This is a genomic window from Pseudomonas sp. MB-090624, assembly GCF_003205245.1.
Taxonomy (GTDB): Bacteria; Pseudomonadota; Gammaproteobacteria; order Pseudomonadales; family Pseudomonadaceae; genus Aquipseudomonas; species Aquipseudomonas juntendi.
In genome coordinates this window covers 18,303-41,386 of record NZ_QJRK01000019.1, presented here as the reverse complement: position 1 = coordinate 41,386, position 23,084 = coordinate 18,303, and the positions used below count along the sequence as shown (strand labels likewise).

Sequence of the window (23,084 nt, the reverse complement as noted above, 5' to 3'; positions counted from 1 at the left end):
GCCTACGGCCGGGGCTTACCCTTGAGGTCTTTTCCTGCTCGCTTTCATGCCAAGGACCCCTGCCATGAGCCGTATCTTTGCAGACAACGCCCATTCCATCGGCAACACGCCGCTGGTGCAGATCAACCGGATCGCCCCGCGTGGCGTGACCATCCTGGCCAAGATCGAGGGGCGCAACCCGGGCTACTCGGTCAAGTGCCGCATTGGCGCGAACATGGTCTGGGATGCCGAAAGCAGTGGCCGGCTCAAGCCGGGCATGACCATAGTCGAGCCCACCTCCGGCAACACCGGTATCGGCCTGGCCTTCGTTGCCGCCGCGCGTGGCTACAAGCTGATGCTGACCATGCCCGCCTCGATGAGCCTCGAACGGCGCAAGGTACTGAAGGCGCTGGGCGCCGAACTGGTGCTGACCGAGCCGGCCAAAGGCATGAAGGGCGCCATCGACAAGGCCAACGAAATCGTGGCCTCAGACCCGGCGCAGTACTTCCTGCCAGGCCAGTTCGAAAACCCGGCCAACCCCGCCATTCACGAAAAAACCACGGGCCCGGAAATCTGGAACGACACCGACGGCGCGGTAGACGTGCTGGTGGCGGGGGTGGGCACGGGCGGCACCATCACCGGTGTGTCGCGCTACATCAAGCATACCCAGGGCAAGGCGATCCTGTCGGTGGCCGTGGAGCCAGAGGCTTCGCCACTGATCACCCAGACCCTGGCCGGCGAAGAGCTCAAGCCCAGCCCACACAAGATCCAGGGCATCGGGGCTGGCTTCGTACCGAAAAACCTCGACCTGTCGATTGTCGACCAGGTGCTGACGGTGGCCGACGAAGAGGCCAAGGCCATGGCCATTCGTCTGATGCAGGAAGAAGGCATTCTCTGCGGCATTTCTTGCGGCGCAGCCATGGCGGCGGCCGTGCGCCTGGCGGAAAAACCGGAAATGCAAGGCAAGACCATCGTCGTGGTGCTGCCCGATTCCGGCGAGCGTTATTTGTCGAGCATGCTGTTCAGCGACATGTTCAGCGACCAGGAAAACCAGCAGTAACCGGCCATGCCGCTGACCGGGCTCAATGTTCGGCGGCCTGGTTGACTGCACAATCTTCATCGACACGATCCCGCCCGGGTGGTTTGTACCGCGGCGGGATCGGTTTATGATGGCAGGATGATTTTCAGGAGAGCAGGCCGCGCAGCCCTGTTTCTTCCCCTAGGAGTGATGCATGACCTTATCCTTTGCAGCCAAGGCGGGTGTCTTGCTGGTGTTCTTCGGCAGCGTGCTGTTCGTGCACCTGCGCGGCAAGGCCCGCCTGCCGGTGTTGCGCCAGTTCGTCAACCATTCGGCGCTGTTCGCCCCCTACAACGCCTTGATGTACCTGTTTTCCGGGGTGCCGTCCAAACCCTACCTGGACCGCCAGCGCTTCCCGGAACTGGATGTGCTCAAAGACAACTGGCAGGAAATCCGCGAAGAGGCCATGCGCCTGTTCGACGAGGGCTATATCCGCGCCGCCGAAAAGGACAACGACGCCGGCTTCGGTTCGTTCTTCAAGAAGGGCTGGAAGCGGTTTTACCTGAAGTGGTACGACAAGCCGCTGCCATCGGCCGAGGCGCTGTGCCCGAAAACCGTCGAACTGGTCAGCAGCATTCCCAACGTCAAGGGCGCGATGTTCGCCCTGCTGCCTGGCGGTAGCCACCTGAACCCGCACCGCGACCCATTCGCCGGTTCGTTGCGTTACCACCTGGGCCTGTCCACGCCGAACTCCGACGCCTGCCGCATCTACGTCGATGGGCAGGAATACGCCTGGCGGGACGGCGAAGACGTGATGTTCGATGAAACCTACGTGCACTGGGTGAAGAACGAGACCGACGTGACCCGGGTGATCCTGTTCTGCGACATCGAGCGGCCGTTGAGCAGTCCGCTGATGACCCGCATCAACCGCAAGGTCAGTGCCTTCCTGGGCCGCGCCACCGCGCCGCAGAACACCGACGACGAGCGGGTGGGCGGCATCAACCAGGCGTATGCCTGGAGCAAGCGCTTCTCCAACAAGCTCAGCACCCACGTGAAGCAGTTCAAACGGGCCAACCCCAAGGCCTACCGGGTCCTGCGCCCGGTGCTGGCGGTGGTCGTGGCTTATCTGCTTTACCGCTGGTTGTTCTGAGCGCAGGCAGGCCTGTGCGCGGGTTCACCCGCGCACAGGCCTGCTCACCTCACACTGGCGCCCGCTATTGCCCAATCGTGGATTCACCGCTATTCTCCACAACACTTCCTTCCCTGAAGCCTGAATCATGCCCGCCAAGCCCTCCACCACCAGCTTTGCCATCGCGCCAGTCGCGGGCATGGTCGTGCGTGGCAGCCAGCAGCCGGCCATGGTCAGTCATTACCCACCACCTGTCAGTGGCGCCGTAGGCGGCGTAGCTCCGCCATGCTGCGTGGTCGTGTTGGGCTGATCGGCTTAGGCCGAGTCCCTTCGCACACGCAACCCACTGAACCCGGCCGGCTACTTAGTGCGCTTTAGCGCAGGCCGTCCGCTTGGCTTATCTGCCTATCATCAGGTGGCAATACATGTCCTTTTTCAACAAAGCATCCGTGGCCTCGGCGGCCACTACCAGCCTGTTCGTCCTGCTGTGGAGCAGCGGGGCGATCGTTTCCAAACTTGGCCTGGCGCATGCCAGCCCGTTCGCCTTCCTGCTGCTGCGCTCTGCCTTGGCCCTGGCGGGCCTGTTGCTGATCGGGCCGTTGCTGGGGCTGCGCTGGCCACGCCGTAAGGGCGCCATGCTGCGTGCCCTGGGCACTGGCTGCGTGTTGCTCGGGGCTTACCAGATCTTCTATCTGCTGGCCCTCGACACCCACGTCACGCCAGGCATCATGGCCACGGTCATGGGCGTGCAACCGATCCTCACCGTCGTGCTGATGGAGCGCCAGCGTTCGATCAGCCGCCTGTTCGGCCTGGGGCTGGGCTTGAGCGGCTTGATCATGGTGGTGTACCAGGGGCTCAACCTGGGTGGGATGTCGCTGGCGGGCATGCTGTTCGCCCTGCTGGCGCTGGCCAGCATGACCTGCGGTTCGATCCTGCAAAAACGCATCACCGACAACCCCATGGGCACGCTGCCGCTGCAGTACCTGGCCGGCTTTGCCCTGTGCGCGCTGTTCGCACCCTTGCAACCCTTACAGGTGCAGTGGACCGGGGGTTTCGTGGCTGCCTTGCTGTGGATGGGCCTGGTGGTTTCGCTGCTGGCCACCTTGCTGCTGTATCGGCTGATCGCCAAGGGTAACCTGGTCAACGTCACCAGCCTGTTCTACCTGGTGCCGGCGGTGACCGCGGTGATGGACTTGCTGATCTTCGGCAACCGCCTGGCGCCGCTCAGCCTGCTGGGCATGGGGTTGATCGTGGTCGGCCTGCTGTTCGTGTTCCGCAAGCCTGCCAAGCGCCTGGCCGAGGCCTGAGCCCTAGCGGAACTCGGCGGGGATGGCGTGCCGGAGTACGCCTTCCTCGAAGTCCAGCAGCCCGGCTTCGCGCTGGGTGAGCAGGTAGTAGAGCAGGGTGTCGATTGAGCGCTGTTGCGGTACTGCCACGGCCAGCAGTCTTACCGACTGCTCGGTTTCACAGGCGCAGCCGAAATCCTGCAAGGCAGCGCGAACCTGATCGAGGGTTTCCGGGGGCTTGACCAGCACCCGGAACACCGAGGTGCCGCTGCTTTGGCGCAGTTCGGCGAACCAGGTCTGGCCGTCTTCTTCATAGGTGCCGATAAGGTCACCCGGCGCGATGCCGTACACATGAAAGGGGATGTTGTCCACGGCATGGCCGCCTTCCACAGCCTTGGCCCAAAGGCCTTCGACCGAGGCCGGTGGGTAGCCGTTGGCGTCCTGTTCCAGGCGGAACAGCACCTTCTTGCAGGTTGGGCTCATGCCGTTCTCCCGGTCAATTGCGCGCCGGGCGCAGTACCAGCCACAAGGCCACAGCAATCAGCAGGCCGCCATACAGGTGCGCCAGCGACAGCGGCTCGTCCAGCAGCCATGCGCCCCATAGCACGCCGAACACCGGGATCAGGAAGGTCACGGTGCTGGCCTTTACCGGGCCTATTTCTGCCAGCAGACGGAAGTACAGGATATAGGCGAATGCCGTGCACAGCAGGCCCAGGCCGAGCAGCGACAGCCAGACCTGCCAGCCGCCCCAGCTGGCGGGCGGCTGGCTGAGGGCGCTCCAGGCGAACAGCGGGCTGAGCATCAGCGTAGCGCCGAGCATGCTGCCCAGCGCCGACAGGCGGCTGTCCAGGCCGCTGACCCAGCGCCGCGCGAGGAACCCGGCAAAGCCGTAGCAGGTGGTAGCTGCCAGGCACGCCAGGGCGCCTTGCAGCAGGGCCATGTCCAGGGCCACCGGCCCGGCCCCGCTGAGGATGCCGACACCGAGCAGGCCAAGGAAAATGCCGCAGAGCTTGGCCAACGTCATGGGTTCACGGAAGCACAGCACGCCGATCAGCACGCCCATCAGTGGCGTGGTGGCGTTGAAGATCGCCGAGTAACCGGCTGGCAGCACCTGGGCAGCTACTGAATAGAAGGTTGCCGGGATGCCGGAGTTGATCATGCCCAGTACCAGGCAGGCCCCGAGCTTGCCCTGGAAGTCCCAGCGCACGCGGCTGGCGGCGACGATGGCGACCAGGCCCAGGCAGGCGATCGAGACGCGAAAGAACGCGGTCGGCACCGTGCCCAGCTCGGGGGCGATAATGCGCATGAACAGGAAACTCGCCCCCCAGACGGCAGCAAGGGTCAGCAGGCGGGTTAGGGCAATCGGGCTCACAACGGTCTCCGGAGGGCAGGGCAGGGGCGCGAGTGTACGCGAGGGGGCGGGGCGATACTTGTGCTTTCTTGCGCAGTGAACCTGGCCCGCATTTGCGTCAGGCCGACTAAGCTGTGTAACTCATTCACCCATGAGGTGCCCGGCATGCCCCAACCCTGGCCCGCTGTCGAAATCGCCCGCACCATCCTGGCGGGCTTCGACGATTACCGTGACCACTTCCAGCGCATCACCCTCGGCGCCCGCCAGCGCTTCGAACAGGCGCGCTGGCAGGAAATCCAGCAGGCCGCGGCTGCGCGCATCAGCCTGTATGAAGAAAAAGTCGCCGAGGTCAACGGCTGGCTGCGCCAGGCCTTCCCCGCGCCGGTGTTGCTGGACGTGGCGCAGTGGCCGCTGGCCAAACACGCCTACATCCAGCAGATCGACCCCCGGCTGGACGACGAGTTGGCCGAGACCTGGTACAACTCGCTGTTCTGCAGCCTGTTCAGCCACGACCAGATCAGCGATGGTTGCATGTTCATCCACACCACCCGGCCGTCGCTGCGCGGGCGTGAGCGCGCCGCGCAAACCCGTACCTATGCGCTGGGCGGTAGCCTGAAGGGAATGCTGCAGGCGATCTTTGCCGACTACCCGTTCGATGTCGCCTACGGTGACCTGGAGGGTGACCTGGCACGGCTGGAAGCGCAGGTGCGCGAATGCCTGCCCGACTGGATTTGCAAGGACCCGGAGCTGGCGGTGGAGCTGTTCGTGCCCGTGCTGTATCGCAACAAAGGTGCCTACCTGGTCGGCCGCCTGTACAACCGCGATGAGCAATGGCCCTTGGTGATTCCCTTGCTGCACCGCGAAGGCCATGGCATTGAGGTGGACGGGTTGATCACCGACGAAGCCGAGGTGTCGATCATCTTCTCGTTCACCCGCTCCTACTTCATGGCCGATGTGCCGGTGCCGGCCGAGTTCGTGCATTTTCTCAAGCGCATTCTGCCGGGCAAGCACATTGCCGAGCTGTACACGTCGATCGGTTTCTACAAGCAAGGCAAGTCGGAGTTCTACCGGGCCTTGATCAACCACCTGGCCAACAGCGATGACCGCTTCGTCATGGCGCCAGGGGTGCGTGGCATGGTCATGAGCGTGTTCACCCGGCCGGGCTTCAACACCGTGTTCAAGGTCATCAAAGACCGCTTTTCACCGTCGAAAACCGTTGACCGCGCCACGGTGATCGACAAGTACCGGCTGGTGAAAAGCGTGGACCGGGTAGGGCGCATGGCCGATACCCAGGAGTTCGCCGATTTTCGTTTCCCACGCAGCAAGTTCGAGCCCGATTGCCTGGCCGAGTTGCTCGAAGTGGCGCCCTCGACCGTGGCCCTGGAGGGCGACACGGTGCTGGTGCGCCACTGCTGGACCGAGCGGCGCATGACCCCGCTGAACCTGTACCTGGAGCGCGCGGGCGAAGGCCAGGTACTGGCGGCGCTGGAAGACTACGGCCTGGCCATCAAGCAACTGGCGGCAGCGAACATTTTTCCTGGTGACATGCTGTTGAAGAACTTTGGCGTCACCCGGCATGGGCGGGTGGTGTTCTATGACTATGACGAAATCTGCTTTCTGACCGAGGTGAATTTCCGCCACATACCGCCACCGCGGTATCCGGAAGACGAGCTGTCGGGCGAGCCGTGGTATTCGATCGGGCCGCACGATGTGTTCCCCGAAGAGTTTCCGCCGTTTCTGTTTGCCGACATGGGCCAGCGGCGCTTGTTCAGCCGCTTGCACGGCGAGCTGTATGACGCGGATTACTGGAAGGGCCTGCAGGCGGCCATTGGCGAGGGGAAGGTGATCGACGTGTTCCCGTATCGGCGCAAGGGGCGCTGATGGCGGTGTTGCAGGCCAAGCCCCTCACGCCTTCAGGCACTCTTCAGGCACTTCAGCTCACTGAAGTGGTCGCGCACCTTGGCCAACCGCGCTTGCAGCAACTGCCGCTGCTGCACGCTACTTTGCTGCACCAGGTCTACCAACAGGCTGCGCGCCTGTTGTTCGGTGTTCTGGAAGGCCGCGCGGTATTCCGGCGTCCATAGGCTTTCCTTGTGTTGCAACAAGGTCGCCAGGCGCGGCTCGAAGCTGGCGTCGTTGCGTTGGTTCATCGCCAGCAGCAGCTGTTGCTGCCAGTGGGCGCGGTTGGCGATCCATTCGCGGTTCTGGTCGCCCAGCGCTGCTGACCAGGCTTGTACGCGTTGCTTCTGCACCGCGGACAGTGGGCCAAACCAGGCGCTCAGGCGTTTTTCCATACGTGCGCTGCGCTCGCTGACCTGCTCGGCCAGCGGGGTATCGACGTACTCTTTTTGCCGCTCGGCGATGTCGTCGCGGAACGCTTCACGCATTTCGGCCACCTGGCGGTCGCTCATGCCGCGCAACAACTCGGTCGCCGAAGGGGTGATTTCCTCGGCCACACGGCCAATCGCCTGGCGCGCTTCGCGGGTGCGTTGCTGCAGCGCCTGGTCGGTCACCTGGTTGTCGGCGACCATGGCGCGGACCCGCTCCAGCCAGTCGAGGTAGCCCGGTAACTGGGTCTTGCAGTGCCAGGCCAGGTGTTGCTTGAGGCGGTCGTCGAGCAAGGCCTTTTGCGTGCCGTTCATGTCCAGGTAGTCGCCCAGCGACCACGGCACCAGGCGGTCGAGGTTGCGGTAGGCCAGGTCCATGCGGCTGCAGGCGCCTAGGGCCAGGGCGAATCCAAGGGCAATGAGCAGGGCTTTGGACAGGCGTGAAGGCATATGCTGTTCCTTGCAGTGGCTGGCCAGACGGTAGACGCGAGGGGGGCACGGCGGTTCCACTGCATCAGCGGTCGGGCGGCGCGCTGGCTTCAGGTGTAGAATAGCCGCCTTGTCATGAGGATCATCGGAAATGGCTCTGCTTGGGCGTTACAACAGTTTGCAAATCGTGAAACACGTGGACTTCGGTCTGTACCTGGACGGCGGCGCCGATGGCGAGATCCTGCTGCCCGGGCGCTATATCCCGAAAAACGCCGAAACCGAAGTCGATGACTGGTTGAACGTGTTCATCTACCTGGACAGCGAAGACCAGCTGATTGCGACCACCGAGAAGCCCAAGGTGCAGGTCGGTGAGTTTGCCAGCCTCAAGGTCAAGGACATCAACGGTGCCGGCATCTTCCTCGACTGGGGCTTGTCCAAGGACCTGTTGATGCCGTACTCGGAAGAGGCGCGGCCGTTGAAGATCGGCGACTACTGCGTGGTGCACGTGTACCTCGACAAGCGCACCCGCCGCATCACCGCCACTTCCCGCCTGGACCGCTACCTCGACGTGGCCCCGGCCGATTACAAGGTCGGGCAGCCGGTCGAGCTGTTGGTGGCTGGCGAAACGCCGATGGGCTTCAAGGCCATCATCAACAACCGCCACTGGGGCCTGATCCACAAGAACGAAGTGTTCAAGTTCCTGCGCTCGGGCATGCACGAGAAGGGTTTCATCAAGGAACTGCGCCACGACGGCAAGATCGCCCTAAGCCTGCAGCCGGTGGGCGCCGCCCTGGCCGACAGCCTGCAGGAGCAGATCATGGCGCGCCTGGAGGCCGAAGGCGGGGTGCTGGGGGTGTGTGACAAGAGCGACCCGGCGTTGATCAGCAAGCTGTTCAATGTCAGCAAGGGCAACTTCAAGAAAGCCATTGGCGGCTTGTTCAAGCAGGGCTTGATCGTCATCCATGACGACCGGATCGAAAAGGCCTGATCAGGCCTGAACGAAGTTGCGGAAGTCCAGCTGCTCGCCACCTGGGCGGGTGTCGCGCAGCAGCGAGTCGCGGTCGGCGCTCAGCGCCAGGCTGATGGTCGAGCGGCGCTTGCCAGGCTTGCGCACTTCCATCTGCTCCAGGTGGGCCTTGAGGAAGTTGGTCGGCACTTTCAGGTGCTGCAGCTCGTCGGTTTGCGGGGTGTGCAGCAGCAGGTTGACCCAGTCGGCCTGGCCCTTGCCCAGCAGCGCCACCGGCACTTCGAACCACCACAGGTTGCGTTTGTTGTCCAGAATGGCGAACAGGGTGTTGCTGCTGTTCAGCACCGGGCGGGCCAGTGCTTGGTTGCGCCGGGCGATGGCGGCGGGTTTGTCGAGTTTCATGCAGGTTCCTGCGGGTTGACGCTATGAAGGCCTGCATTGTGAGGGGTGCCACGGGGCGGGGCAAGGTTTGATGGTTGTGCCTGCTGCGGGCGCGCCAGGCGGGGGGCGCGGGCGCTGCCTTGGGTTGCGCCCCACCCCCGCCATCAGCCGGCCCTGGCGGTGCGTCAGCGACGAAGCGGCGGGCTCAGCTCGGAGGTTGCCCCGTCAGCGGTGGTCACGGTCGCGGTGAAGCTGCGCAACCCGGCGATGTCGTCCAGCGCCTGGGCAAACCGTGCCTGCCCTTGTGCGTCACTGTTCACCTGCACTTCGCCAAGGTAGTGCTCGGCCTCGGTGGCGTCGGCCTGGGCATTGCCGAAGAACTCAACGCGCAGCAGGCTCGATGCCGGCCCCTGTACTTCACCGCGCAGCACATTGCCTTCCAGCGCCAGCAGCCGTGGTGCCGGCTGATTGTGGTTGGGCAGCGGCTGGCACGGCTTGGGCTCGCCCTTGGCGTTGCAGATAAGTGCCTGGTCCTGCTTTGGCAGGTCGGCGCCAACCCCGCGTGAGCCCACATACAAGGCGTGTGCCTGGGCTGGCACGCCAAACACGATGGCCCCGGTGCGCTGCCCGGGTACGCATGAGCCGCCCGCCTGGCAGCGGCGGATATCCTGGCTGTTGGCCCAGATGCGGTTCCCGCTGAGGCGTGTGGTAGTCACCTCAGGCTCCGGGCGCAGGGCCACGCCGATGCGGTTGCCGTGGATCAGGTTGCCGTCGAGGATGTTGCCCTCACCGGTGACGCTGACCCCGATCGAGTTGCCGCTGAAGGTGTTGGCCGCCAGGTAGTTGCGTTTGCCCCAGTTGATCTGCAGGCCGTCGGAGTAGTTCTCGAAGCGGTTGCGCACCACGCTGTTGTCGTTGCCCAGCAGAATCTCGATACCCTGTGAGGGCTCGGGGTTGGCTGCTGTGGAGCGGAACAGGTTGTCGGCTACCAGGTTGAATGCTGCGCCACGGGTCAGCTCCAGCCCATCCCCGTTGTCGATCAGTTGGTTGCGCAGCACCTTGTTGTTGGTGGTGGTGGTGGCAGTGGGGTTACCCGCGCCGTCGTCGCCAGTCAGCATGATGCCGGCGCCGCCTTTGTTGGCGACGATGCGGTTGTCTTCGATGACGTTGTGGCTGGCGCGGTTGACCAGGATGCCGATGCAGAAATTGCGCACTTCCAGGCCGCGCAGTTGCACGCCCTGAGTGTCACGCAGCACCAGCCCAGGGTTGGTGGTGGTGCGCACATTGGTGCCGAACTGGCCGGGCAGGGCGCCGGGGCAGGTGCGAACACCCTGGTCCTTGATGTAGGCGGAGCCGTCGATGGCAATGTACTGACCCTCGCGTGCCCAGGCCAGCCCGGTGATGCTGACCGGGCCTTTGATTTCCGGCAGCGCGTGGCTGGGGCGGATCACATAAGGTGGCTTGCCCACGGCGGCGATGTCGATACGGTAATGGCCGGGGTTCCGGTTACTGGTTTCAATGGCCCAGCGCAGGGTGCCGGGGTTGCCGTCGTCGGTGTAACGCTCGACACGCAGGGTTTCAGGGCTGGCGGCAGCGGTGGCCAGGGTGGACAGGGGCAGCAGTGGCAGCAAGGCCAGCAGTGCAGGCATCAGACGCATGGGGCGGGTATCCGAAAACATTGTTCTTGTCGTGTGCTCGCCTGGCTTGAGGCGCACATTTGCACCGCATTCTAGGGGAGCCGTGGCGTCAACGCAGGGCTGCCTGTGTGATTTGGTGCGGTATTCGCCCGTAGATTGACCGCTTGGCTTGCGGGGTGAAAATTCGTTGAAACTCTTGCGCTGGGTGCTGGGTCCACCTTTTGTCGACACTGTACACGTGTCTCCATTTGCAGGAGTTTTGCCATGAGCGGTACTAAAGACAAAGTCAAAGGCCTGGCCAATGAGGCGATGGGCAACGTGAAACAAGGTGTCGGCAAGGTGACCGACAACGACAAGCTGCGTGCCGAGGGCAAGGCGCAAGAGCTCAAAGGCGAGGCGCAGCAAGTGAAGGGCGATGTGAAGGACGCGGTAAAAAAACCGTGATCTGAACACGCCTGTGCCGGCCTCTTCGCATGCGTGCGGAGAGGCCGTTACTTTTGCCGCCAATTTCTTCAATCGCGACTGGGAGCAGCACAGCATCGGCACGGTCTATTAGACTTGTGTGTTGATTCGATCAAGCGGCGAAAGGAGACGCTATGATTTTTTCCGCCCTGCAGGGCCTGCCTTTGCACCGCGTGCTGGCGCGCACCGTCAAGGAATTTCTCGATGACGAGATGTCCACCTATGCGTCGGCGCTGGCCTACCAGGCGCTGTTCTCGCTATTCCCATTCTTGCTGTTCCTGATTGCCCTGATCGGCTTTTTGCACCTGCCCGACTTTTTCTCCTGGCTGCGCCTGCAATCGGAGCTGGTATTGCCACCCCAGGCCCTGGAGCAGGTGAACCCGGTAATCGACCAGCTACAGCAATCCAAGGGCGGGCTGTTGTCGGTCGGTATCGTGATTGCCTTGTGGACCGCATCGGCCGGTGTGCGCTTGATGATGAGCGCCATGAACGCCGCCTATGATGTGCCCGAGGGCCGGCCGGTGTGGAAGCGCATCCCGTTATCCATTTTCTACACCGTGGGCCTGGCCGGCATGCTGTTGGCAGCCGCCGCGCTGATGGTGCTTGGCCCGCAAGTCATGGAGTGGATCGCCGCCCAGATCGGCATGCAGGAGTTCATCGTCACCTTGTGGACGGTGTTGCGCTGGCCGGTGATCGTCTTTCTGCTGATGGTGGCGGTCGCGTTGATCTACTACGTAATGCCTGATGTGAAACAGAAGTTCCGCTTCATCACGCCGGGCTCGGTGCTGGCGGTGGTGGTGTGGATCATCGCGTCGCTGGGCTTTGCCTACTACGTGAAAACCTTCGCTGACTACAACGCCATGTACGGCAGCATTGGTGCAATCATCGTGCTGTTGCTGTATTTCTACATCTCGGCTGCTGTGCTGTTGCTTGGCGCCGAAATGAATGCGGTGATCGAGCACATGTCGGCCGAGGGCAAAAACCCCGGTGAAAAGGATTTCGACGAGCACGCGCCCGCGCAGACCATCAGTGTTCTGGGCCATGAGCACCCCACTTCGGGCCAGGCGCAGACTTCCGAGCCTAACCCCCGATGATCCGTGACATTCTCAAGATGGGCGACGAGCGCCTGCTGCGCGTTGCCGCGCCGGTGCCCGCGCAGCTGCTGGGCAGCGGCGAGCTGCAGCAACTGATCGACGACATGTTTGAAACCATGCGCCATGTCGGCGGCGTGGGCCTGGCCGCGCCGCAGGTGGGCATCGACCTGCAACTGGTGATTTTCGGCTTCGAACGCAGCGAGCGGTACCCGGACGCCGAAGCGGTGCCGCAGACCATCCTGCTGAACCCGGTCATCACCCCGACTTCCACTGAACTGGAAGACGGTTGGGAAGGTTGCCTGTCGGTGCCCGGCTTGCGCGGCGTGGTACCACGCTTCAAGCACATTTGCTATGAGGGCATCGACCCACAGGGCAACGCGATCCGCCGCTTTGCCGAAGGCTTCCACGCGCGGCTGGTGCAGCATGAGTGCGACCACCTGATCGGGCGTTTGTACCCATCGCGGATCCAGGACTTTACCAAGTTCGGCTACACCGACGTGCTGTTCCCAGGGCTGGAAGCAGGCGACGACTGACCCTGCTGCAGGGCCACCAGGCGTTTGCTGCGCTGGTAGCGTTGCAAGCGGCCATGCAGGGTGTCGGGCAGGCACTGCGCCAGTTCGAAACCCAGGCGTTGATAGAACGGCAGCAGGTCGGGGTGGCAAAACAGCCAGGTTGGCCCGTCAGCCTGGGCCAGCGCCGCCTTCACCAGTTTGCCGGCTACCCCTTGCTGGCGCCGTTGCGGGTCGACGAACAGGCCGGTCAGCCAGAAACCCCCGGTTACCCTGGCCAGGCTCAGCCCGGCAATGATCCCCGGCCCCCTGGCTACCCACAACTGCGCATCGCTTGCCGCGCGCATGCGCGAGCTTTGTTGCCGGTAAAAATGGTCCAGCAGCCGGCGTTCTGTATCCGCAAGTGTCGAGCAGGTTAATTGTTCAGAAATGGCGAATTTCTCCTGAGTACAGAGCAGAGGCTCTGGCGTAATGCTTTGCGGGTATTTTGTCGCAGATTGTTGCAAATTCGGCAAGAGTGAATATCCGAGTTCGGGGTTCAACTATTAACCGCCAGGCGTAGAATTTCAGGCATCCCCCCTGCAGTACGAAGCGGGATCGGTACTTCGTGCCATCTTCACCGTAGATGGCAACTTCTCCGCGCCGGAAACGGCATTAGAAGTCAATCGATCAGCTTGAATGCTCAAAAGGCAAAACACCATGAAACCATTACTGATTCTTGCATTGGTCGGTATGTCCTCGTTCGCCCTCGCCGATGAGGCCAAGCCCGTCTCCACCCAGCCAGTGGCCCAGCAGTACGACTACTCGATGAACCTGGATATCAAGCGGATAATCGACCTGTCGACCATTCCCAATGTCTGCGAAGTGGTGCCTGCCACCATGACCTATGAAGACCACCACGGCCAGGTGCATACCATCCAGTACCGTGCCATGGGCGAGGGCTGCCAGCAGGGTTGACCGGCTACAGGAGGTTCGAGCGCCCCCGCGCGGCGCTCGAACGCCGTGGGCCGTTATCGCCAAACGCACTGAGCCGCTGCTCGGCGGGCCACCCTCGTGGGGCGGGCCTGGTCTATCGTGGACGTGGGGAATTCGCACAGCCTTGCTGTGTGAACTGCCACCCTGACTGCCACGGAGACAACACCCGATGAGCCTTGCCCCTGCTGCGCAAGCGCAACATGAGTTGTTGATCAGTCGCCTGATCGACGCCCCACCGGCCAAAGTGTTCCGCGCCTGGACCGAGCCCGAGTGGCTAAGGCAATGGTGGGGGCCGCATGGCATGAGCACCCCGGAATGCGAGATGCAATTGTGGCCCGGCGGCCTGTTCCGCACCTTGATGCGGGCGCCGGATGGCAGCGAGTACCCCACTCAGGGCGTGTTCCTGGAAATTGCGGCACCGCGGCGCCTGGTGTTCACCGATGCGTTTGGCCCCGGCTGGGTACCGTCGAACAAGGCGTTCATGACCGCCGTGATCAGCCTGGACGAGGAACGGGGCAAAACCCGTTATACCGCCCGGGCCTGGCACTGGAATGCTGCCGATTGCAAGGCCCACGAGGACATGGGGTTCTACCAGGGCTGGGGTGAGAGCCTGGACCGCCTGGTGGAGTTGGTCACCCAGCGGATGCCAGACTGATGGTTGCCTGGGGGCGGGCATTCGCCCGCCGCAGGGCCGGTAGTTCCAGCGCTATGCTCAGCTGGCAACGAAATTCGGTGGCGATACCAGTTCCACGGTCTGCTGCTTGCGTGGCGCCAGGATTTCCGCTTCGCCCTGCACCACCAGCTCATCGTTCTGGTTGTACACATTGGTCGCGATGCGCACTTTGAACTTGGGCAGTTTTTCCAGAATTTCCAGGCGTACGGTGAGCGTGTCGCCAATCTTCACCGGCTTCTGGAAGCTCATCTGCTGGCCCAGGTAGATGGTGCCAGGGCCTGGCAGGGTGCAGGCCACTGCCGCACTGATCAACGCGCCGCTGAACATGCCGTGGGCAATGCGTTCGCGGAACATGCTCTTGGCCGCAAACTCGGCGTCCAGGTGCACCGGGTTGTGGTCACCGGACATCGCCGCGAACAGCTGGATGTCGCGCTCTTCGACGGACTTCTGGTATTGCGCCTTCTGGCCAACTTCGAGGGCTTCGTAAGGCGTGTTGGTGACCTGGGACATCGGGGTTTCCTTGAGCGGTAGGCGAGGGTGGCTGTCATTCACTGCGCACAGGCCGATCAATGGCCAGTGCCTGTTCAAGCCAGCCGACAATGTCGGCAGTGACCTCGTTACGGTTGGTTTCGTTGAGTACTTCATGCCGCGCTTCAGGATAGACGCGTAGCTGTACATGTCGATTGCCGGTGGCGCGCAGGGCGTCGGCCAGATGGGTGAGACGCTTGCCGGCACTGACCGGATCACATTCCCCACCCATTATCAGTATCGGCAGGTTCGGATCAATCTGTGCGAGGTTACCCGGCTGGCTGATCTGCGCCAAGCCTTGCAGCAGGTCCAGCCACAGCTGGTTGCTGCACCGAAAGCCGCACAGCGGGTCGTTGACGTAGCGGTCGACCTCGGCCGGGTCGCGGCTGAGCCAGTCGAACGGCGTGCGGTTGGGCTTGAAGGCCTTGTTGAACGCGCCGAAGGACAACCATTCGATCACCGCACTTTTGCCCAGCGGCCCCTGGCGCCAGGCCTCCAGCCGCGCCACCAGCCGGGCCATGCGGTACAGCGCGGCAGGCTGGTAGTTGGAACCGCTCAGGATCGCCCCGTGCAGGCTGGCGCTGTGGTGCAGCAGGTAAGCCTGGGCGATATAGCTGCCCATGCTGTGGCCGAACAGGAACAGCGGTGTGCCCGGGTAGTGTTGGCCAATGTACTGGGCCAGCCGGCCGAGGTCGTCGACCACGGCATTCCAGCCATGATGGCGGCTGAACAGGCCCAGGCTGCCGTGCTCGGCGCTACGCCCGTGGCCACGCTGGTCAGCGGCGAACACGGCAAAGCCAGCCGCGGCCAGGGCCAGGCCCAGGCGCTGGTAGCGCCCGGCATGCTCGGCCATGCCATGGGCCAGCAGGACTACGGCTTTCACTGGCGAGGCTGGCAGCCATTGGTGCACGTACAGGCGGCAGTGTTCGCTGACGGGCAGCCAGAAGGCGTCGTGGGGCATGGCGGCTCCTTGTGCGCATGGGGTACCGGAACAGTGTATGCACAACCGGCCCGATTGCAGGAAGGGCACAAATAAGATTCACAATGTTAATGGCGGCACTTGGCGTATAGGCCACCCTGGGCTTACCTGCTAACGTCGAAGCAACGCCTGTTTGCCGGTTGGCGACCAGGTCAAGGATCCAAGGACGCAGTGCAGGTCCAGGCAGAGGAACAATAATAAATGCAAGCCGACTTCTGGAATGACAAGCGCCCGGCGGGCGTGCCTTCCACCATCGACATCAATGCCTATGCCTCGGTGGTCGAGGTGTTCGAGCTCTCTTGCAAGCGCTTTGCCGACCGCCCGGCATTCAGCAACCTGGGCGTGACCCTGACCTATGCGCAACTGGAGCGACATTCAGCCGCGTTTGCCGCCTGGTTGCAGCAGCACACCGACCTGCAGCCGGGCGACCGTATCGCGGTGCAGATGCCCAACGTGCTGCAGTACCCGATCGCCGTGTTCGGGGCCATGCGTGCCGGGCTGATCGTGGTCAATACCAACCCGCTGTACACCGAGCGCGAGATGCGCCACCAGTTCAATGACAGCGGGGCGCGGGCGTTGGTCTACCTGAACATGTTCGGCAAGCGGGTGCAGGCCGTGTTGCCCGACACCGGCATCGAGTACCTGATCGAAGCGAAAATGGGCGACCTGCTGCCCACCGCGAAGGGTTGGTTGATCAACACGGTGGTCGACAAGCTGAAAAAGATGGTGCCGGCCTACCACTTGCCCCAGGCACTCTCGTTCAAGCAGGTGCTGCGCCAGGGGCGCGGCCTGTCGCCGCAACCGGTGCCGCAGAGCCTGGACGACATCGCCGTGCTGCAGTACACCGGCGGCACCACCGGGCTGGCCAAAGGCGCCATGCTTACTCACGGCAACCTGGTGGCCAACATGCTGCAGGTGCTGGCGTGCTTTTCGCAGCACGGCCCGGACGGGCAGAAGCTGCTCAAGGATGGCCAGGAGGTCATGATCGCGCCGCTGCCGCTGTACCACATCTACGCGTTCACCGCGAACTGCATGTGCATGATGGTCACCGGCAACCACAACGTGCTGATCACCAACCCGCGGGATATTCCCGGCTTCATCAAGGAGCTGGGCAAGTGGCATTTCTCTGCATTGCTCGGGCTCAACACCCTGTTCGTGGCGCTGATGGATCACCCGGGTTTTCGCCGGCTGGATTTCTCGGCACTGAAAGTTACCAACTCCGGTGGCACGGCGCTGGTCAAGGCCACTGCCGAACGCTGGGAGGCGCTTACCGGCTGCCGCATTGTCGAAGGCTATGGCCTGACCGAAACCTCGCCGGTGGCCAGCACCAACCCCTACGGCCAGTTGGCCCGGCTGGGTACGGTGGGCATCCCGGTGGCCGGTACCGCCTTCAAGGTCATCGATGATGACGGCAACGAGCTGCCGTTGGGCGAGCGTGGCGAGTTGTGCATCAAGGGGCCGCAGGTGATGAAGGGCTACTGGCAGCAACCTGAGGCCACCGCCCAGGCCCTGGATGCGGACGGTTGGTTCAAAACCGGTGATATCGCCGTGATCGACCCCGACGGCTTCACGCGGATCGTCGACCGCAAGAAGGACATGATCATCGTCTCGGGTTTCAACGTGTACCCCAACGAGATCGAAGACGTGGTGATGGGCCACCCGCAGGTGGCCAACTGCGCGGCCATCGGCGTGCCCGACGAGCGTTCCGGCGAGGCGGTGAAGCTGTTCGTGGTGCCGCGCGAGGGGGGGCTGAGCGTGGATGAGCTCAAGGCCTACTGCAAGGCCAACTTCACCGGTTACAAGGTGCCCAAGCACATCGTGCTGCGCGAGTCACTGCCGATGACGCCGGTGGGCAAGATTCTGCGCCGGGAGCTGCGGGATATCGCTTGAGTCAGCTGCAAGCTGCAAGCTGCAAGCTACAAGCTAGAAGCTAGAAGCTAGAAGCTAGAAGCTAGAAGCTAGAAGCTAGAAGCTAGAAGCTAGAAGCTAGAAGCTAGAAGCTAGAAGCTAGAAGCTAGAAGCTAGAAGCTAGAAGCTAGAAGCTGCAAGCGGTGAATCAGAGCCTTTGGCGCGCTCTATCTTGCCGCTTGAAGCTTGTAGCTTGCCACTTTAAGCTAAATACTCTAAAAATGACCTAAATTGTTCATTGAGTCATTTTTGTGACCGTAAGGCCCGTTTTGGCCTCTAGGCGACCCCAGGCAAAGCTGTTACTCTCGGCCCGCTTTCAGATGATCCGGTTTGCAACGAACCGTCATCTCATATCAATAATAAGCGCATCGACGCGTGAATCGAACTTCGCTGTTGCTGAAGGAGTGGGCTTCCATGATCGAACATTTTTGGAAGGATAAGTACCCAGCCGGGATTACGGCGGAAATCAATCCTGACGAATTCCCCAATATCCAGGCAGTACTCAAGCAATCCTGCCAACGCTTTGCCGACAAACCGGCCTTTAGCAACCTGGGCAAGACTATCACTTATGGCGAGTTGTATGCGCTGTCGGGGGCATTTGCCGCCTGGTTGCAGCAGCATACCGACCTCAAGCCGGGTGATCGCATTGCCGTGCAACTGCCCAATGTCCTGCAATACCCGGTCGCGGTGTTCGGTGCCATACGCGCCGGGCTGATCGTGGTCAACACCAACCCGCTGTACACCGCGCGGGAAATGGAACACCAGTTCAACGACTCTGGCGCCAAGGCCTTGGTGTGCCTGGCCAACATGGCCCACCTGGCTGAGAAAGTGGTGCCCAAGACCCAGGTCCGGCACGTCATCGTCACCGAAGTGGCCGACCTGTTGCCGCCGGTCAAGCGCTTGCTGATCAACAGCGTGATCAAGTACGTGAAGAAGATGGTACCGGCCTACCACCTGCCGCAGGCCGTGCGTTTCAACGCTGCGCTGGCGCTTGGCAAGGGCCAGCCGGTAACCGAGGCCAACCCGCAGGCCAACGATGTGGCGGTGCTGCAGTACACCGGCGGCACCACCGGCGTGGCCAAGGGTGCCATGCTGACCCACCGCAACCTGGTGGCCAACATGCTGCAGTGCCGGGCGCTGATGGGCTCGAACCTGCACGAAGGCTGTGAAATTCTCATCACCCCGCTGCCGCTGTACCACATCTACGCGTTCACCTTCCATTGCATGGCGATGATGCTGATCGGCAACCACAACGTGTTGATCAGCAACCCGCGTGACCTGCCGGCGATGGTCAAGGAACTGGGCAAGTGGAAGTTCACCGGCTTTGTCGGCCTGAACACCCTATTCGTTGCCCTGTGCAACAACGATGGGTTCCGTGCCCTGGACTTCTCGGCGTTGAAAATCACCTTGTCGGGCGGCATGGCCCTGCAGTTGAGCGTGGCCGAGCGCTGGAAGGCGGTGACCGGCTGCGCCATCTGCGAAGGCTACGGCATGACGGAAACCAGCCCGGTGGCCACGGTCAACCCTGCCGAAGCGAACCAGGTCGGCACCATTGGTATTCCGGTGCCGTCGACCCTGTGCAAGGTAATCGACGAGGCTGGTAACGAGTTGCCGTTGGGCGAAGTCGGCGAACTGTGCATCAAGGGCCCGCAGGTCATGAAGGGCTATTGGCAGCGCGAAGAGGCCACTGCCGAGATCCTCGACAACCAGGGTTGGCTGAAGACCGGCGACATCGCCTTGATCCAGCCAGACGGCTACATGCGTATCGTCGACCGCAAGAAGGACATGATCCTGGTCTCCGGCTTCAATGTGTACCCCAACGAGCTGGAGGATGTGCTTGCCGGCTTGCCTGGCGTGTTGCAGTGCGCGGCCATCGGGGTGCCGGACGAGAAGTCGGGCGAAGTGATCAAGGTGTTCATCGTGGTCAAGCCGGGCATGACCGTGACCAAGGAGCAGGTGATGGAGCACATGCGTGCCAACGTGACCGGCTACAAGGTGCCGCGCCATATCGAGTTCCGCGATGCGCTGCCGACCACCAACGTAGGCAAGATCCTGCGCCGCGAGCTGCGTGATGAAGAGCTGAAGAAGCAGGGCTTGAAGAAGATCGCCTGACCCTGCGTTGCCCTTGTAGGAGCGGCCTTGTGTCGCGATGGGCCGCAAAGCGGCCCCGTCCATTTCAGCGCCCATGCCAAGATCCAGGGGCCGCTTTGCGGCCCATCGCGACACAAGGCCGCTCCTACAGCTAGGGCATGGGTTTTGGGCTCAGCGCAGTTTTTCCAGCATCTGGTAATACCACATGCCGGCCGCCAGCAGCGGGTTGCCCAGCAAGTCACCCATCGGCACCCGCACATGCTTGCACTGGGCGAAGGTGTCGAACTGCTCGAGCGTACCGGTCAACGCCTCGGCCATGATCTCGCCCATGATGTGGCTGGTGGCAATGCCGTGCCCGGAATACCCCTGGCAATACCACACGTTGTCCGACAGCTTGCCCAGCTGTGGAATGCGGTTGACCACGATGCCCATGGCGCAGCTCCACTGGAACTCGATCGGCACGCCCTTCAATGCCGGGAACGTGCGCTCGATGCATGGCCGCAGCTCGCCTTCGATATCCCGCGAGTCACGGCCGGAGTAGTTGGCGCCGCCACCGAACAGCAGGCGCTTGTCGGCCGTCAGGCGGTAATAGTCGAGCACGAAGCGGCAGTCGTACACCGCCAGGTCGTGGGGGTTGATCTGCTCGGCCAGTTCGCCCAGTGGCGCGGTGGTGACGATCCCGCCCATGGCCGGGAATATCTTGCCCTTGAGTTGGCGCTTTTCCAGCTTGTGGTACACATCGCCGGCCAGCATCACCTGGCGTGCCTCGACCCGGCCGTGGGCGGTAACCACCGCCGGGCGCGGGCCATGCACGATGTCCAGCACTTCGGAATTCTCGAACACCAGTGCGCCCAGGCCATGTGCGGCGCGGGCCTCACCCAGGCACAGGTTGAGCGGGTGCAGGTGCAGGTTGCGCAGGTTCTTCAAGGCGCCCATGTACAGTGGGCTCTGCAGGTGCTCAGCCACTGCCGCGCGGTCGAGCATTTGAACCTGCTCGCCCATGCCCCGGCGTTGCGCTTCGGCCTCGAACGCGCGCAGCTCGTTCATGTGCGAGGGTTTCATGGCGGCATGCAGGTGGCCACGCTTGAGGTCACAGTCGATGCCGTAGCGCGCTACGCGCTGCTCGATTACCTGGTGGCCACGCCAGCGCAGGTGCCAGATGAAGTCATCGACCTCGGCGCCCAGGTGGTTGCGCATCTGTGAGCGCATGGCTTCGTCGCCCGACAGGCTGCCAGTGACTTGGCCACCGTTACGGCCGCTGGCACCCCAGCCTATACGGTTGGTTTCGACGATGGCCACCTTGAGGCCGCGCTCGGCCAGCTCGACTGCCGTGGCCACGCCGGTGAAGCCGCCGCCGATGATTGCCACATCCACCTGCACCGTGCCCTTGAGTTGCGGGTACTCGGTAGGGTCGTTGAGGGTGGCGCTGTAGTAGGACGGCGCGCGCTGCGCCGGGCCTTTGTGCAATGCTGCGTTCATGGGTGTTCCTTGAATGTTGAGGGGCTCAGGCCTGGTGCAGGTACCAGCGCCAGTCCTGTTCGCTGACTTCGGCCATGAACTGGCGGTACTCGGCGCGCTTGACCTTCAGGTACACGCCGAGGAAGTCCTCGCCCAATGCTTCGCGGGCCCAAGCCGACTGCTGCAAGGCGTCGAGCGCCGTCAGCCAGTCGGTGGGCAGGTGTTCGGTGGCCTGGGCATAACCGTTGCCTTGCACCGGTGCCCCTGGGTCCAGCTGTTCGCGAATGCCACGGTGGCTGGCTGCCAGGATCGCCGCCGCCGCCAGGTAGGGGTTGGCATCGGCGCCGCAGATGCGGTGCTCCACATGCCGGCTGTTGGCCGGGCCACCGGGTACGCGCAGGCTCACAGTGCGGTTGTCCACGCCCCAGGTGGGTGCCAGTGGTGCATAACTGTTGGCCTGGAAGCGGCGGAACGAATTGGCGTTGGGGCAGAACAGCAGCAGTGATTCGCGCAGGTGGCGCAGCATGCCGGCGACCGCCTGGCGCAGCAGCGGCGTGCCAGCCTTGTCGTCGCTGGCGAACAGATTGGTGCCGGCGTGGTCAGCCAGGCTCAGGTGCATGTGCATGCCAGTACCCGCCAGGTGCGCGAATGGCTTGGCCATGAAGCAGGCCTGCATGCCGTGGGCATGGGCCACGCCCTTGACCAGGCGCTTGTAGCGTACCGCCTGGTCCATGGCCTGCAGTGCGTCACCGTGCTCCAGGGTGATTTCCACCTGGCCGGGGGCGTATTCGGAAATGGCCGTGCGGGCCGGGATGCCCTGGGCTTTGCAGGCGGCATACAGATCGGCGAGAAACGGCTCGATCTGTTCCAGTTCGCGCAGGCCGTACACCTGGGTGCTGCGCGGGCGCCCGCCATCGTTGTCGAGTGCCGGTTGCGGGCGGCCTTGGGCGTCGCGCTGCTGGTCAAGCAGGTAGAACTCCAGTTCGCAGGCCATCACCGGGTGGTAGCCGTCGGCCTGCAGCGCCTCGATGGTGCGCAGCAGCACGTGGCGCGGGTCGGCGATGCTGGCAGGCAACCCCTCACTCGGGTGCATGCTCACCTGCACCGCGGCGGTCGGCACCCGGCGCCAGGGCAACCTTGTCAGGCTGCCCTCGAGCGGGTAGGCGCGGCAGTCGATATCACCCACATCCCAGACCAACCCGGAGTTTTCCACATCGTCGCCGTTCAGGGTCAGGCCGAGAATGGTACTGGGTAGCGGCCGGCCGCTCTGGTACACGGCCAGCAATTCGTCGCGGTGCAGCAGCTTGCCGCGGGGTACGCCGTTGGCGTCGAGAATGAACAGCTCGAACAACTCGATATCAGGGTTGTCGGCCAGAAAACGGGCGGCGTGCTCTACGGGGGCAAAATGCATGTTGGGTTCGCTCACGGCTGCGCAGGGCCACCGCACTGGCGGGCGGCCCGGCTGGGGCAAACGGCCAGAGGCTGGCCGGGTTTGGTCACAACGGCGTGAGGGCGGTATCCGGTGGGCGGGCGTGGCGGCAGTGCCACAAGGCCCAGAAGGCGAGGATGATGTGCACCAGCGGGTTTTCCCCGGCACGGCTGCGGGCCTTCGGTAGCGAAGGGCGCGGCAACGGTGGGGCGATGGGCTGGGCGGGCGTCATGGTTTTGATACTCACATGCGGCATAAGGTTGATTAAAGCAGTGAATGGCAACCTTCACATAAGGACTTGCTAAACTTTCAGCCACTGTGCGATCCCTTGCAGGAGCGGCCTTGCGTCGCGATGGGCTGCGGTAGCAGCCCCAAAATCTGCGCCCCGGCACAAATCCACGGGGCTGCTGCGCAGCCCATCGCGACGCAAGGCCGCTCCTACACAGTGCGCGCCAGCCTGGACAGCAAAACAGG

The 23,084-nt window shown here is 63.1% G+C and carries 24 protein-coding genes; 13 read left to right on the top strand and 11 right to left on the bottom strand.

All coding sequences use genetic code 11. The features are described from left to right. Window positions 1-64: 64 nt before the first annotated feature. The 4 genes from cysK (at window position 65) to DMX12_RS12375 (ending at window position 3,433) form a co-directional block, all read left to right on the top strand. Window positions 65-1,039 carry a cysteine synthase A gene (cysK, locus tag DMX12_RS12390; protein ID WP_009686784.1) on the top strand — a complete coding sequence of 325 codons (975 nt, stop codon included), beginning with the start codon at window positions 65-67 and terminating at the stop codon, window positions 1,037-1,039. Window positions 1,040-1,211: 172 nt separating this feature from the next. Then, complete coding sequence (locus DMX12_RS12385; RefSeq protein ID WP_009686783.1) at window positions 1,212-2,147, top strand: aspartyl/asparaginyl beta-hydroxylase domain-containing protein; 936 nt, start codon at window positions 1,212-1,214, stop codon at window positions 2,145-2,147. A gap of 127 nt (window positions 2,148-2,274) precedes the next feature. Continuing rightward, window positions 2,275-2,436, top strand: coding sequence for a hypothetical protein (locus DMX12_RS29290; RefSeq protein ID WP_009686782.1), 162 nt, complete (start codon window positions 2,275-2,277; stop codon window positions 2,434-2,436). Window positions 2,437-2,551: 115 nt separating this feature from the next. After that, window positions 2,552-3,433, top strand: coding sequence for a DMT family transporter (locus DMX12_RS12375; RefSeq protein WP_110677810.1), 882 nt, complete (start codon window positions 2,552-2,554; stop codon window positions 3,431-3,433). A gap of 3 nt (window positions 3,434-3,436) precedes the next feature. Here the strand turns inward: DMX12_RS12375 and DMX12_RS12370 are convergent, their stop codons facing one another. Both DMX12_RS12370 and DMX12_RS12365 read right to left on the bottom strand, forming a co-directional pair. Continuing rightward, the gene (locus tag DMX12_RS12370) at window positions 3,437-3,895 is read right to left on the bottom strand and encodes a DUF4265 domain-containing protein (RefSeq protein WP_054881627.1); all 459 of its coding nucleotides are present in this window, start codon (window positions 3,893-3,895) and stop codon (window positions 3,437-3,439) included. Between the two features lie 13 nt (window positions 3,896-3,908). After that, on the bottom strand, window positions 3,909-4,784 hold the full coding sequence (locus tag DMX12_RS12365; protein WP_110677808.1) for a DMT family transporter: 876 nt from the start codon (window positions 4,782-4,784) through the stop codon (window positions 3,909-3,911). 144 nt (window positions 4,785-4,928) lie between these two features. On the opposite strand from DMX12_RS12365, the gene aceK reads away from it, so the two are divergent. Beyond that, entirely contained in the window at window positions 4,929-6,644 is a 1,716-nt protein-coding gene (gene aceK / locus DMX12_RS12360; protein WP_110677806.1) for a bifunctional isocitrate dehydrogenase kinase/phosphatase, read from the top strand. A gap of 32 nt (window positions 6,645-6,676) precedes the next feature. On the opposite strand, the gene DMX12_RS12355 is transcribed toward aceK, so the two are convergent. Next, on the bottom strand, window positions 6,677-7,540 hold the full coding sequence (locus tag DMX12_RS12355) for a DUF6279 family lipoprotein (RefSeq protein ID WP_054912669.1): 864 nt from the start codon (window positions 7,538-7,540) through the stop codon (window positions 6,677-6,679). A 130-nt stretch (window positions 7,541-7,670) separates the two neighbouring features. Here DMX12_RS12355 and DMX12_RS12350 point away from each other — a divergent pair, with 130 nt between their 5' ends. After that, window positions 7,671-8,507 carry a S1 RNA-binding domain-containing protein gene (locus DMX12_RS12350; RefSeq protein ID WP_009686776.1) on the top strand — a complete coding sequence of 279 codons (837 nt, stop codon included), beginning with the start codon at window positions 7,671-7,673 and terminating at the stop codon, window positions 8,505-8,507. Here the strand turns inward: DMX12_RS12350 and DMX12_RS12345 are convergent, their stop codons facing one another. After that, window positions 8,508-8,888, bottom strand: coding sequence for a hypothetical protein (locus DMX12_RS12345; protein ID WP_009686775.1), 381 nt, complete (start codon window positions 8,886-8,888; stop codon window positions 8,508-8,510). Between the two features lie 164 nt (window positions 8,889-9,052). Further along, window positions 9,053-10,525 carry a nitrous oxide reductase family maturation protein NosD gene (locus tag DMX12_RS12340; protein ID WP_110677804.1) on the bottom strand — a complete coding sequence of 491 codons (1,473 nt, stop codon included), beginning with the start codon at window positions 10,523-10,525 and terminating at the stop codon, window positions 9,053-9,055. 243 nt (window positions 10,526-10,768) lie between these two features. On the opposite strand from DMX12_RS12340, the gene DMX12_RS12335 reads away from it, so the two are divergent. The 3 genes from DMX12_RS12335 (at window position 10,769) to def (ending at window position 12,593) form a co-directional block, all read left to right on the top strand. Then, window positions 10,769-10,948 (top strand): CsbD family protein, encoded by a 180-nt coding sequence (locus tag DMX12_RS12335; protein WP_029885390.1) that lies wholly within the window; start codon window positions 10,769-10,771, stop codon window positions 10,946-10,948. Between the two features lie 152 nt (window positions 10,949-11,100). Continuing rightward, entirely contained in the window at window positions 11,101-12,060 is a 960-nt protein-coding gene (locus tag DMX12_RS12330; protein WP_009686772.1) for a YihY/virulence factor BrkB family protein, read from the top strand. Next, window positions 12,057-12,593 (top strand): peptide deformylase, encoded by a 537-nt coding sequence (def, locus tag DMX12_RS12325; RefSeq protein WP_110677802.1) that lies wholly within the window; start codon window positions 12,057-12,059, stop codon window positions 12,591-12,593. Before DMX12_RS12330 ends, def begins: the two co-directional genes overlap by 4 nt. Here the strand turns inward: def and DMX12_RS12320 are convergent. Further along, window positions 12,548-12,952: a GNAT family N-acetyltransferase gene (locus DMX12_RS12320; RefSeq protein WP_110677875.1), complete on the bottom strand. Its 405-nt coding sequence runs from the start codon at window positions 12,950-12,952 to the stop codon at window positions 12,548-12,550. The two genes, def and DMX12_RS12320, sit on opposite strands and share 46 nt — an antisense overlap. Window positions 12,953-13,268: 316 nt before the next feature. On the opposite strand from DMX12_RS12320, the gene DMX12_RS12315 reads away from it, so the two are divergent. Both DMX12_RS12315 and DMX12_RS12310 read left to right on the top strand, forming a co-directional pair. Continuing rightward, complete coding sequence (locus tag DMX12_RS12315) at window positions 13,269-13,526, top strand: DUF2790 domain-containing protein (protein ID WP_110677800.1); 258 nt, start codon at window positions 13,269-13,271, stop codon at window positions 13,524-13,526. A 187-nt stretch (window positions 13,527-13,713) separates the two neighbouring features. Next, complete coding sequence (locus tag DMX12_RS12310; RefSeq protein ID WP_009686768.1) at window positions 13,714-14,199, top strand: SRPBCC family protein; 486 nt, start codon at window positions 13,714-13,716, stop codon at window positions 14,197-14,199. 57 nt (window positions 14,200-14,256) lie between these two features. Here DMX12_RS12310 and DMX12_RS12305 read toward each other — a convergent pair whose 3' ends face one another. Both DMX12_RS12305 and DMX12_RS12300 read right to left on the bottom strand, forming a co-directional pair. After that, window positions 14,257-14,727, bottom strand: coding sequence for a MaoC family dehydratase (locus tag DMX12_RS12305; protein WP_009686767.1), 471 nt, complete (start codon window positions 14,725-14,727; stop codon window positions 14,257-14,259). A 34-nt stretch (window positions 14,728-14,761) separates the two neighbouring features. Continuing rightward, entirely contained in the window at window positions 14,762-15,706 is a 945-nt protein-coding gene (locus DMX12_RS12300; protein ID WP_110677798.1) for an alpha/beta hydrolase, read from the bottom strand. Window positions 15,707-15,925: 219 nt separating this feature from the next. Between DMX12_RS12300 and fadD2 the strand changes: the two genes are divergently transcribed. Together fadD2 and fadD1 are read left to right on the top strand one after the other, a co-directional pair. Further along, a complete protein-coding gene (gene fadD2, locus DMX12_RS12295; protein ID WP_110677796.1) occupies window positions 15,926-17,614 on the top strand; it encodes a long-chain-fatty-acid--CoA ligase FadD2 in 1,689 nt (562 codons plus the stop codon). 432 nt (window positions 17,615-18,046) lie between these two features. Next, window positions 18,047-19,744, top strand: coding sequence for a long-chain-fatty-acid--CoA ligase FadD1 (gene fadD1 / locus DMX12_RS12290; RefSeq protein WP_009686764.1), 1,698 nt, complete (start codon window positions 18,047-18,049; stop codon window positions 19,742-19,744). Between the two features lie 150 nt (window positions 19,745-19,894). Here fadD1 and DMX12_RS12285 read toward each other — a convergent pair whose 3' ends face one another. The 3 genes from DMX12_RS12285 to DMX12_RS29485 form a co-directional block, all read right to left on the bottom strand. Next, window positions 19,895-21,202 carry an FAD-binding oxidoreductase gene (locus DMX12_RS12285; protein ID WP_029885384.1) on the bottom strand — a complete coding sequence of 436 codons (1,308 nt, stop codon included), beginning with the start codon at window positions 21,200-21,202 and terminating at the stop codon, window positions 19,895-19,897. A 25-nt stretch (window positions 21,203-21,227) separates the two neighbouring features. Continuing rightward, the gene (locus DMX12_RS12280) at window positions 21,228-22,592 is read right to left on the bottom strand and encodes a glutamine synthetase family protein (RefSeq protein ID WP_009686761.1); all 1,365 of its coding nucleotides are present in this window, start codon (window positions 22,590-22,592) and stop codon (window positions 21,228-21,230) included. Between the two features lie 85 nt (window positions 22,593-22,677). Beyond that, complete coding sequence (locus tag DMX12_RS29485; protein WP_009686760.1) at window positions 22,678-22,842, bottom strand: hypothetical protein; 165 nt, start codon at window positions 22,840-22,842, stop codon at window positions 22,678-22,680. Window positions 22,843-23,084: the final 242 nt, after the last annotated feature.